Origin of the sequence: Protofrankia sp. Cj5 (assembly GCF_917627405.1) — a bacterium.
Lineage (GTDB): Bacteria > Actinomycetota > Actinomycetes > Frankiales > Frankiaceae > Protofrankia.
In genome coordinates this window covers 40,899-50,909 of record NZ_CAKJTO010000025.1, presented here as the reverse complement: position 1 = coordinate 50,909, position 10,011 = coordinate 40,899, and the positions used below count along the sequence as shown (strand labels likewise).

General features: G+C 62.1%; 11 protein-coding genes, 1 tRNA gene and 2 pseudogenes. 6 read left to right on the top strand and 8 right to left on the bottom strand.

The features are described 5' to 3' along the window. The first annotated feature begins 1,021 nt into the window (after positions 1–1,021). The 3 genes and pseudogenes from MJ777_RS08045 (at position 1,022) to MJ777_RS23045 (ending at position 3,036) form a co-directional block, all read left to right on the top strand. Positions 1,022–2,236 carry a JmjC domain-containing protein gene (locus MJ777_RS08045; protein ID WP_370652673.1) on the top strand — a complete coding sequence of 405 codons (1,215 nt, stop codon included), beginning with the start codon at positions 1,022–1,024 and terminating at the stop codon, positions 2,234–2,236. Continuing rightward, positions 2,170–2,610: pseudogene (locus MJ777_RS23050) on the top strand (aldo/keto reductase); the annotation flags it as partial. The gene MJ777_RS08045 and the pseudogene MJ777_RS23050, both read left to right, overlap by 67 nt. A gap of 9 nt (positions 2,611–2,619) precedes the next feature. Beyond that, complete coding sequence (locus MJ777_RS23045) at positions 2,620–3,036, top strand: hypothetical protein (RefSeq protein WP_370652674.1); 417 nt, start codon at positions 2,620–2,622, stop codon at positions 3,034–3,036. Here MJ777_RS23045 and MJ777_RS08035 read toward each other — a convergent pair. The 3 genes from MJ777_RS08035 to MJ777_RS08025 form a co-directional block, all read right to left on the bottom strand. After that, entirely contained in the window at positions 3,027–3,821 is a 795-nt protein-coding gene (locus MJ777_RS08035; RefSeq protein ID WP_239344699.1) for a hypothetical protein, read from the bottom strand. The two genes, MJ777_RS23045 and MJ777_RS08035, sit on opposite strands and share 10 nt — an antisense overlap. 165 nt (positions 3,822–3,986) lie before the next feature. After that, complete coding sequence (locus MJ777_RS08030) at positions 3,987–4,199, bottom strand: DUF397 domain-containing protein (protein WP_239344697.1); 213 nt, start codon at positions 4,197–4,199, stop codon at positions 3,987–3,989. Beyond that, positions 4,196–5,086: a helix-turn-helix transcriptional regulator gene (locus MJ777_RS08025; RefSeq protein ID WP_255724011.1), complete on the bottom strand. Its 891-nt coding sequence runs from the start codon at positions 5,084–5,086 to the stop codon at positions 4,196–4,198. The genes MJ777_RS08030 and MJ777_RS08025 overlap by 4 nt, the downstream gene beginning before the upstream one ends. Positions 5,087–5,415: 329 nt before the next feature. On the opposite strand from MJ777_RS08025, the gene MJ777_RS08020 reads away from it, so the two are divergent. Next, positions 5,416–5,709 (top strand): hypothetical protein, encoded by a 294-nt coding sequence (locus MJ777_RS08020; protein ID WP_239374667.1) that lies wholly within the window; start codon positions 5,416–5,418, stop codon positions 5,707–5,709. 51 nt (positions 5,710–5,760) lie between these two features. Next, positions 5,761–6,282 (top strand): ATP-binding protein, encoded by a 522-nt coding sequence (locus MJ777_RS08015; RefSeq protein ID WP_239374664.1) that lies wholly within the window; start codon positions 5,761–5,763, stop codon positions 6,280–6,282. Here the strand turns inward: MJ777_RS08015 and MJ777_RS08010 are convergent. Both MJ777_RS08010 and MJ777_RS08005 read right to left on the bottom strand, forming a co-directional pair. Then, the gene (locus tag MJ777_RS08010) at positions 6,210–6,530 is read right to left on the bottom strand and encodes a helix-turn-helix transcriptional regulator (protein WP_239374661.1); all 321 of its coding nucleotides are present in this window, start codon (positions 6,528–6,530) and stop codon (positions 6,210–6,212) included. The two genes, MJ777_RS08015 and MJ777_RS08010, sit on opposite strands and share 73 nt — an antisense overlap. After that, a pseudogene (locus tag MJ777_RS08005) lies at positions 6,523–6,777 on the bottom strand (type II toxin-antitoxin system RelE/ParE family toxin); the annotation flags it as partial. The gene MJ777_RS08010 and the pseudogene MJ777_RS08005, both read right to left, overlap by 8 nt. Positions 6,778–7,000: 223 nt before the next feature. Here MJ777_RS08005 and MJ777_RS08000 point away from each other — a divergent pair. Then, positions 7,001–7,063: transfer RNA gene (locus MJ777_RS08000), tRNA-Arg, on the top strand. Positions 7,064–7,195: 132 nt separating this feature from the next. Here MJ777_RS08000 and MJ777_RS07995 read toward each other — a convergent pair. From MJ777_RS07995 to MJ777_RS07985, 3 genes are all read right to left on the bottom strand, one after another. Then, complete coding sequence (locus tag MJ777_RS07995) at positions 7,196–7,510, bottom strand: transcriptional regulator (protein WP_239374658.1); 315 nt, start codon at positions 7,508–7,510, stop codon at positions 7,196–7,198. Next, entirely contained in the window at positions 7,507–7,902 is a 396-nt protein-coding gene (locus MJ777_RS07990) for a type II toxin-antitoxin system RelE/ParE family toxin (RefSeq protein WP_131746932.1), read from the bottom strand. The genes MJ777_RS07995 and MJ777_RS07990 overlap by 4 nt, the downstream gene beginning before the upstream one ends. 795 nt (positions 7,903–8,697) lie before the next feature. Beyond that, on the bottom strand, positions 8,698–8,895 hold the full coding sequence (locus MJ777_RS07985) for a hypothetical protein (protein WP_239335625.1): 198 nt from the start codon (positions 8,893–8,895) through the stop codon (positions 8,698–8,700). Positions 8,896–10,011: the final 1,116 nt, after the last annotated feature.

The following is a 10,011-nucleotide window of genomic DNA, read 5'->3' as shown; positions in this document are numbered from 1 at the left end:
CCCCTACCCGCTAGGTCTAGCGGCCCGACCTGCACCACTCCGGCGATGTCCTTCATGCCTTTATGGGGTCCGTTCCTGGCGGCAACAGGCGACGTGCGGCGCCATCGCTGGGTGCCGAGGCGGGAGGTCTTCAGTCGTGATGTAGATGCCCCAGTGAGACTGAGTACCGCGCGGCTCATCTGGTGGAGACCCGAACGACCCCGGTAACCCACCACCGTGCACAGGCCTGCGATGCGCTACCGAGCGCCGCTCGGTGTCGCCCCAGGGGCCACGCCCTCCCGACTTACCAAGCACTGGCCTGCAGCGCTGTGACCGCTGGCAGCCATGCCAGCGATCAATGGTCCGAACCGGCCAGTCCCTTATGACTATGCCCGCTGGCATACGAGCGAGACAGCGATCTCGCCCGACAGCCATGGTTGTTGGGCAGTGGGAGTACGGGTGGATTCCACGTGGACGCAATCGGCACGGTGCGCTGGTTGGGCCAGCAACGGAGCGAGCCCGTGACGCGAAACAACGGCCAGAGTCTTTCATTTCGGGTGATGGACTATCTCAAATTGAAGGAGAGGGAGACGCCAGAAGGCACCACGACGACGGGCTCGGCCGGTACCTTCTACCTTCGTCACCGACGAAATTCCTAAAAGCGGTCGCGACTCCGAGGGAAGTCGGGTAATCTCTCCTGTGCTGCCCGCAGTCAACCAGAATCCGGACCGCGAGAGCCTTCGACTTCTGGCTATCGTCGCGGGGGCCGCACGACAGCGTGATGTCCACGGAAGGAGACCAGCGCAATGACACCACCGGATGACCTCGTGGTCGCGGTCGCAGAGTTGGCCACGATCCAGGATCGCAGCGATTTCCAGACCTCTGACGGAGCCACGGGCGACAGCGGCGAGAACAGGGACGGTTAAAGCCTCGGGACTAGCCGTCACCGTACGACCCGTCTGCTTTTTCATCTGTTCCTGGTCGGGTGTTCCATGGCGAGCTGGGTTGCGGGGCCGAAAGGACCACAGGGTAAAGGATTTTGATGGATCATCAGCTTATCCGCGACGTAAAGACCGCGTTGGCATGGTCCGGGCCCAGCTCGACACCTTCCCGTTTTCTGCGAGGCACTCTGCCTAATCCGGAGCTATGCCCTAGGCTGATCACACCGACCGGATTTCTCGATCTGATAATGAGGCGAAGTCTGGTCTCGCCCCAGATAAGGTGTTTTCAGGACGAATCGGAACTGCACCCGAACTCCTTGCTTCAGCTGAACAGGACCAGACGAGGGCAAGTCACACCGATGGTCGATATGCGCCGACTGGCCCAGTTAATGCAATCCGGCTGTACGGTCGTGTTGGACGCGGTGAACCATTTTGATTCGACACTAGAAGTTGCGTGCAGGGCGTTTCAATGGTGGTTGCGTGCGCCTGTGCAGGTGAACATATACCTCACAACGGGCGACGCCGCGGGTTTCTCCCTCCACTGGGACGATCATGATGTCATCGTCGTGCAGCTAGCTGGTGAAAAAGAGTGGGAGATCAGGGGTCCGTCTCGCAGCGCTCCCATGTACCGCGACGCCGCACCCAATGTTGAGCCTCCCCAAGACATCATGTGGTCCGGTGCCGCGATGGCCGGTGACGTGTTGCATATTCCACGGGGCCATTGGCATCGAGCGAGCCGCACAGGCAAAGGTGACGGATTCAGTCTTCATGCTACCTTTGGATTCACGAAGCGAACCGGCGTGGATTGGTTAGCTTGGCTTGCGGACCAGGCACGCAGAGAACAGGTGTTTCGCGAGGATTTGAATCAGCCGGGGGAAGACCGAAAAGAGCGTCATAGTGAGGACAATGCACTCCTTGATGCCGCGTCGCGTCTTCTTACTTCATATCCTCCGACCAATTACTCTGCATCGGCCACGCATGCCGCCTCACCAGGTCGACACGTATCCACAGCCGGTATTTTCGGTCCGCTATCTGCGGTCGTCTGCGTCACCGATTTTCCACCTCGAATCGAGACACGAGGCGACACAGCGACAGTCGCAACGGCAGATAAAAGGATCACTTTCACCAGGAAAGCAACGCCGGCACTGAAGCTGCTTTTGTCAGGTAATCCTGTGCGTCTCGACTACGTATCGTCCGACACAGGGGTCGATGGCGAACACCTTGGGGAGGTACTAGTTCGGGAGGGAATATGCGCGGAACTGACCATGGAACTATTCTCGGGCTATATCGGTCTGACCACAGACGACAAGTTTTAGAGCACGCCCTAGCGGTTGGCATTCGGTCCTTGGATACCAGTTACAAATATCAAGGATTCAATTCGCATCGCATTCCCTCCAGCACCGCGGGTGATTTGCTGCCCATGTTCTCCGTCTCGACGAAAGTCGGCTTCTTCCGAGAGCCCGGACGGGTAGCGCACTCCCTCGCTCCCGGCCGACTTCGCCGTGCGGTGGAGGAATCAGCTCTCGATCTTGGACGTACCCCGGATGTCGTCTTTCTGCACAACCCTGAGAAGTCACTTGTGGGAGTGAGCCCCACACACGCCCGTGACCGCTTGGAAGCGGCATGCACCGTGCTGAATGAAGCGGTAGCCGCAGGCTTGTGCGCGTCGTGGGGAATATCGTCCTGGGATACGAGGCCGGTGATCCAGGCGCTTGATGATGGTGCCCTGGCGAAGGCTCCCCCGCCAGATATACTCATGGTCCGCGCCGGACTGACTGTGCCATCTGACCAACTCGATGCGAGTGAGCGGACGGCCGAAAATCTGGGCGCCCCGCCGGACCGCTTGTGGGGCATGAGCCCGTTCGGCGGGGACGCCGCGCGCGACGTCTGGAAGAGGTTTAAAGCGGCCGCTTTTCTTTGTCCGGACGAGAAAGGCTCCAACGTGCAGGCCGTCTTTCGCGCCTCATACGAGCTACCAAGAGTTGCGCGAATAGCCGTGAGTTCCAGCAATGTAGATCACATGAGGGAACTCGCATCAGCCGAAGTACTAAAGGTTGACCTTGATCAGATCGCTCGCTATCGACAGCTTCTCCGCGAGAGAAGGCCTCACAGCTGAAGGTCTTTCACAAGCCTTTCGACAGCCTGACGCGCTGGCTCGTGAAGCGGCCCAGAATACGAGGCGGGTGCGTTGACGATGTCCGCGCACAGAAACAGCATCATGATCTTTCCGGTCTTGCTCTCCAGTTCCTCCTTGTACTCTTGGTAGACGCGGTCGGCCAGATCGGGAATCGCCAGGCTGTTGACCCATAGGTTCGCCGGGTCCAAACCGCGCGGCGCCATTCCCCAGTCTTCCCAGTCAAGCAACGTACATTCCGGCGCTGTGAGGTTCGCCCAATTCAGGTCGGCGTGCGCAGCCGACCAGTGCTCGACCATTGCGTCGATCTTGTCACCAAACACTTGGCTGATTGCCAGGGATATCCTTGTCTGCGTGATTTCCTCGGTGTGAGGAGTAGCACGCCGAGTTGTCGAATGCTTGGAAAGTGCGGCCAGTGAAGATCTCAGCGTCGCCCACCACTTCTCGGAAATATCGGGATATATGGTAAGGATGCCACCGGATTTGACCGGGTGGTCCGCGACAAAATCTGTCTCGTCGGCTCTCCACATCAGATCCTGATCAGGATCGCTCCAGGAGACGCTCTGCCTCCATTCGGGTCGAGCCACGCCATCAAGCATCGACGAGATTTCTGTTCCGTTCCATCCCTGCCCGTTTATCTTCTCCGGGGATCGGACCTCAACACGGACCCAGGTATCTTTATTACTGGCGAGACCGATTGAGCGTCGCTTGCGGACCATCGTGGTCCGATCGAGATGGATGTCTAGTGACCGCTCGACACGCTCCAATATATCGTCGTATGACCCGGACCTGAGATCCAGTTTCGGGCGGACATTCGACAAGGTGTAGAACCATCCTTCTCGTAGTTCGGTCGTATTGGATGCCCGTCCGGTCGCGTTTTTCGGGTGCCACGCGGACGGGCGGAAATAGTGTCGGCGTGTTGCTGTTGGCTGTCAGGCGGTGAATTCTCCGTCTGTCACACCTTGGATGAACGCTCGCCATTCCGCACCGGTGAAGACCAGCGCAGGCCCGATTCCATTGTTTTTACTGTCCCGTAGTGCGATAAGGCCATCATCAAGGAATGCAACCTCGACACATTCACCTTTGGCGTTGCTGTAGCTGCTCTTTCGCCACACTGCGCCGGAAAGATCGTGACTGCTGTTCATGGTTCGAGACTCCTTGCTCGGTCAATAAGCATCTTTGTGCTCGGGTCCCGGTCTGCCGCGGACTCCCACATCACACTGAATGACGCTTCGTATTGCGCCACCTCGTGATCTTTTTCCAGATACAACGCTCCGGTGAGTCCCTCCACGTAAACAGTTGGGGGTTCACCCGTTCGTCCGGTTCCGTTCTCGGGAAACCGGAGAACGACGAAGGGCCCAGCCGTGACACCCGCGTGTAGGCCGGAACTGAACGGCATTATCTTGATCGTGACGTTTGGCAGGCGGTTTGCGTCCGCGATCCGTTCGAGTTGCTGGGCAAGCACCCTGGCTCCACCCACGGGACGATGCAGAATTGACTCACTGAGAACGACGTTGAGGAGCGGCGGGTCGGTCACTCGGGTCAGCAGCGACTGCCGAGCCATGCGGACGTGAACTCGCCGGTCTATTTCGTCGTCTTCGACTCCCGGTTCTTCCGCTCGAATGAGGGTCCGTGCGTATTCCTCTGTTTGGAGGAGGCCGGGAACGAGTTCAGATTGGTAGCACCAGAGGCGAGAGGCCGCTTCTTCGAGCCCGATGTAGAGGTCAAGCCAAGCCGGAATGACGTCACCATAGCTGTGCCACCAGCCGCGGGCCTTTGTCTCCTTCGCGAGACCCATCAGCGCCTCGGTCAGATCTGTGGGCGCCCCGTAGATCCGGCACATGATCTCTACGTCGAAACTTCGAAGTGAGGTCAGGCCCGACTCGATGCGCCAGATCTTGGCCTCGGACCACTCCAAGCGCCGTGCCGCTGCCCGTACGGTCATCGTCGCCTGGTTCCGAAGATCACGTAGGTACCGGCCGAGCTGACGGCGCGGCACGGTCGAGCCCGTCGTCGTGGTGCCTTCTGACATCGCCCCTCCTTCGGTTTGAGGGTAATCCATCACCCGAAATGAAAGACTCCGGTCGCCTGTTTCGCAACAAAATCAACATGTCTCATCTTGCATAGTGAGTCTTGCATGGTGAACCCTCGCGGTGTTTGACTTCTCCGTAACAGCAGGCGTGCCGAGGGTGGCCGCCCAACTCCTCTGACGTAGCAATCGGCGTACATCACGTCTCTCTGCGTGGCTATGGCGCCATTTTCGGCGACGTCTGCCGCGCGCTGCTGTTCGTGACACGGGCACAGCACGGGGACGGAGGCACGACACGAGGCTTTCCGTTGCCCATCGAGTGGAGAGGGACCATGGACGAACGCTGGTTCGTAGTGTGGGACGCGGACGGACGCCCTCTTGGCGCGTTCCTGGACTTCGACAGCGCCCACGAGTGGGCGCATGTGCGGATGAGGCAGGTGCGGACCCGCCTTCCGCTGACGCTCGACGACCGTGTAGCGAAGGTCAGCCGCCGTCTGTCCCAGGCCCGCTGTGAGCTGGTGGCATGGTCCGAGTTCGCAGTCCTGCCCGGGTGCGACCTGCCCGCGCTCGGCAGGTCCACGAACGACACGTCCCAGCGCCAGCCCGGACAGCACACATGCGCGTGAACGCCGCAATCATTGACCTTCGCGCGCTGACGGGATCCGGCGGGGTTCGACATGACCGCTGACCCATCACCGGCGATCCGGGTAGCCGTGGCGCACTTCCCGTCGATCGTTGCCGCTGTTCCCGATGCCCGCGCGAGCACGGTCCGCACACTCACGGCCTGGTCGGTCGACGCGGACACCGTCGACCTGGCCGAACTCGTCGCGTGCGAGTTGGCCTCCAACGCCGTGAAGACCAGCCGCCCGGACGATGGCGTGGCGCTGCGACTGACCGTCTGCGACGCGGTGTTGACGGTGGAGATGTGGGACGCCAGCACGGTTCCACCAGTCCTCACCGTGGCGCATCCGGACCAGGAAAGCGGGCGCGGGCTCATGCTGGTGGACGCGGTGAGCCTGCGATGGGCCTGGTACCCGGGTCGGACCGCTGGAAAGGTGGTGTGGGCACAACTCCCGGCCGCGACAACGCCGGCAGTCCGGGCCTGTCGCAGGGGCCCACCGCACGGTCAGGCGATCTTCAATTGCTCGTCGCCGAAGTCGACGATGACCTTGAGGGTTCCTCCGAGCGCCGCGACGTAGCGCTGTAGAGCGTCCTGCGTGGAGACGTCGCCGTTCTCGATCTGGGAGATCCTGGCGGTGCTCACGTCCATCCGGGACGCAACGTCAGCCTGGGTCAGCCCGCGGCGCTTGCGCAGTTCGGCCAACCGCCAGCCGCGCGCTTGGTCGAGCATCGCCCGGACAGCGGCATCGAAGGCTTCGGGCCCTCCCGCGGTCTCCACGGCCCGTTCCCAGTGCCCACTGTCCCGCCACCGGCGTGGTTCAGTCATGCTCCAGCCTCCCCCTCGTGCGTGCGTCGAGATAGTTCTCGTAGAGGCGTTCGGCCTCTGGGATCGCTGTGCGGTACCACCGGCTCCACTGACCGGACTTGTCCCCGGCCACGAGCAGCACCGCGGACCGGTACGGGTCGAACACGAACAAGATCCTGATCTCGGTCCGTCCGGACGACGGCGGTCGCAACTCCTTCATGTTCGGAAGACGCGAGGCGGTCACCGTGTCCACCAGGGGACACCCTCGGCATCGGCCGCCCCGACCTGGTCAGCCTGGTCTTCGACCGGCGCCTCATGCGCACGGGGCCGCGGGCGACACCCGACCGGCTCCGGACCCGGGTCATCACCGACGGCGTCACCCCGAGCCTGCACGTCGACTACAAACACGCCACGATCAAGCAAATACCACATGGAGAGAAGGGCATCGAGCCGGTTGAGAGCACGCTCGGGCCTTCACCTCCGGGCCTGAAGGCCCGCATCTCGGTAGCGCTTGGCTACGGATCAAGAGGCTGGGGGTTCGAGTCCCTCCGAGCGCACGCTGGTTGAGGCAGGTCAGAGCCCCGCAGCCGATCACACGGCGCGGGGCTCTGGGCTTTCCCGGGCTCAAGTACCGCAGTTCGTACTGCAGTACTTGACGTCAAGGCCTCGGCACGCACGGCAGTGGATCAAGCGATCTGACGGAGATCGTTTCCGTAGTCGAAGATGATCCGCATCCGAGCCCCCAACGCCCGGGCGTAACGGCTCAGCGTCGCGACCTTGTTCACATCAAGATCGCCGTTCTCGATCTGGCTTACCCGGCCCGGTGAGACGCCCATCAGGTCGGCCACCTGACGTTGCGTCAGGCCCAGCCGTTTCCGCTCCTCAGCAAGATGGAAGGCGCTGACCCATGCCTCGGTGCGCGCCCGCTCGGCGGCGAGCGCGTCGTCATCCCCGTCATGCAGTTCGGCGCGGATGTCGTCCCAGTCGTGGAACTCGCTCATGAGTCCTCCCGCCGTTTCCTCTCGAAGGCCAGCCACCCGTCGTAGGCGACCTCTGCCGCGGGGATGGCCGTCTTGTACCACCGCGACCAGTCGCCAGCTTTGTTCCCCGCGACCAACAGCACGGCCTGCGACCATGGATCGAAGACAAAGATCACTCGGATCGCGACATCGCGGCCTGACCGCGGCCGCAGCTCCTTGAGGTTGCTGATCGTCGACCCTTGCAGAGTGTCGACGAGCGGACGCCCGAGCCCGGGCCCGCCCTCGGCGAGCATGTCGATCGCCGCGTTGACTGACCGATAGTTGCCCGGATCCAGCCGGCGCAGCGAACGCAGCCACTCCCGCACCTCAGACGTGGCCTTGATCGTCCACCGGTGAGGCGGCGTCGCCGACATGAGTCAACTATAGCTCGAACTAAACATGGCGCATCGCGATCCGAAGCGGATGCGGCGGACTGACAGCCGGGGCGACAGCCAAGCCGGTAGTCGAACGCATGGACGCCCACAGGCAGCAGTGGACGGACCCCACACGAGTCGACGGACGCGGCGGAGGTCCACGACGCCAACGGAAGATCAAGATTTAGCTAGGGATCAAGGGTTCGCACCCGCTTGCTGTGGCCCCCGAACCACCGCCGTCCGCCCCGAAGACCAAGCCACGACGGACGGCAGCCTGGTTGGCAGCCAAGCCTGCCGACGACCATGGACGTCGGCGTATGTCCACGGACGAGGGCGTGCCCGTGACCTGCACCGACGGACGTCGGCGGACATAAGCGGACGAAGTACACGGCAGCTCGTAATCCGTCGCTTGATCGTCGCGCCGTTGAGCTAGCCTTTCTCCCTGCTCCTCCCTTGCAGCCAACGACGTTAAAAGATGTCGTGGGTGCCGACTTCCAGCCAGATGATGTGTGGCTCATCAGCTCTCTTGGAGGGTCCGTAGGCGAACGTGGCGCGACCGTCGGGTGCCCATGTCATTTCATACACCCCTGGTCGGGTCCGCACACCCTTGACACGCAGCCCCTTGCGGAACCCACCCCCCAAACGAAGATCGGCAAGAAACATGTCTCGTGCACGCAGAAACCGCTCGCGCTGAGCAGGAGTCAACTGACGGTACATGTCCAGGAACCGTATGGTCCGCTCGAACGTGGGCATAACCGGCACGGTACCGGCCTGCTCACGGAGCAGAACCAGCGGTCAGGCCGTGCGGGGATACTCGATCAGGTCGCCGACGACGGCAGCCCGCAAGTCGGCGTCGAAGTCCTCAATGCTCTCGAACAGCTCGGTATGACCGGCGTCAGCCTCAGCCAATGCCTCGTCGAGCGCTGTCTGCGCAACAGAAGAAAGATCGACACTCTCAACACCGACCAGGGCGACCGGCACCTCGTAGTCCACCTGGGCCTCCGTCGGTGTCCTTCTCCCCCGGGTACGGGGGAGGATCTTCCTGCAACTCCCGGCGAGACGGACTACCGTTACCCATCTCGACAGGTGTGTTGAAGACCGTCCTCTACGGTACCACGCAATACAACATCTAGATCATTAGACGGCCCGGAGAGGACGGGATCCACACCCTGCGGGGGTACCCAAGACCACCGGCCGACGGAATGTCATGCAGCCACCTGGATTTCGGCCGGGACGCCGCTTACCTTCCGTCACCGGCACCGAGAGCGGTGCCGTACTGCAGTTGTACTGCAACGGGGGTAGACGTGGGTGGACGGTCCGCCGAGGGCTACGGATCAAGACGCGGCGCGAGCCGCGCCCCGCACCACGACATCCACGGGAAGAACCGGGGCCGACAGTCCATGCCGCAGCCGGAGTCCCAACGACGAGCGACATGCCGAGCCGCCGCCGCGACCGGCGGCATGCACCGTTCGTGGTCATTCCGGCTACGCCCCGAGCGCCTTCGCCGCCGACCACAAGCCCTGGGCCCGTTTGGTATCCGTCTCGGACATGAGCAGGTGGTGCCGCTCGCTGTCGGCCTGCCCACGTGCGTGGACGTGATTGAACGCCGATGACGTCGGCGTTGTATCCACCTCCGTCAGACCTCCAGAGAATCTTCAGGTAACCGCGTGTCTCCTGGGTATGCGCAAGCAGATCCCAAGGCAGGCAGAGTGCGGATGGTGACGGATACGCGAACCTGACCTTGACACACGTTCCGTCGTGAAAGGCCACGATCCAGCCGGCTTCCCCCATGGCGATCACGTGGTGGCGTGGTCGTGGCCGACTCACCATCCTTGATCAATTGTTGACGCGGTCTTCTGCACCTCGTGACCGACATCCACGATGATCGTCATCATGGTCATAGACGGACCGCACCGACAGCTGATGCCGGAGCGAGGCCACGGTCACCCCTCAGCTGTGTCTGTGGATGATTGCCCACTATGGGTAGTACCACAGGGAAAGGACGGATCCCGTCCTGGCTGATCCTGATTGTGGGGACGCTCGGAGCGGGCGCTGTAGCCCTGGCCAGCGGCGACAAATGGGCTGGTGCGCTGGCTGTAGCAGCGCTGA

Coding starts and splice junctions, on each gene's coding strand:
- MJ777_RS08030 (WP_239344697.1), bottom strand. CDS start 4,199: ATGAACAGCAGTCACGATCTTTCCGGCGCAGTGTGGCGAAAGAGCAGC.
- MJ777_RS07990 (WP_131746932.1), bottom strand. CDS start 7,902: ATGTCGGCGACGCCGCCTCACCGGTGGACGATCAAGGCCACGTCTGAG.
- MJ777_RS08025 (WP_255724011.1), bottom strand. CDS start 5,086: ATGTCAGAAGGCACCACGACGACGGGCTCGACCGTGCCGCGCCGTCAG.
- MJ777_RS07995 (WP_239374658.1), bottom strand. CDS start 7,510: ATGAGCGAGTTCCACGACTGGGACGACATCCGCGCCGAACTGCATGAC.
- MJ777_RS08015 (WP_239374664.1), top strand. CDS start 5,761: ATGACCGCTGACCCATCACCGGCGATCCGGGTAGCCGTGGCGCACTTC.
- MJ777_RS08010 (WP_239374661.1), bottom strand. CDS start 6,530: ATGACTGAACCACGCCGGTGGCGGGACAGTGGGCACTGGGAACGGGCC.
- MJ777_RS08020 (WP_239374667.1), top strand. CDS start 5,416: ATGGACGAACGCTGGTTCGTAGTGTGGGACGCGGACGGACGCCCTCTT.
- MJ777_RS08045 (WP_370652673.1), top strand. CDS start 1,022: ATGGATCATCAGCTTATCCGCGACGTAAAGACCGCGTTGGCATGGTCC.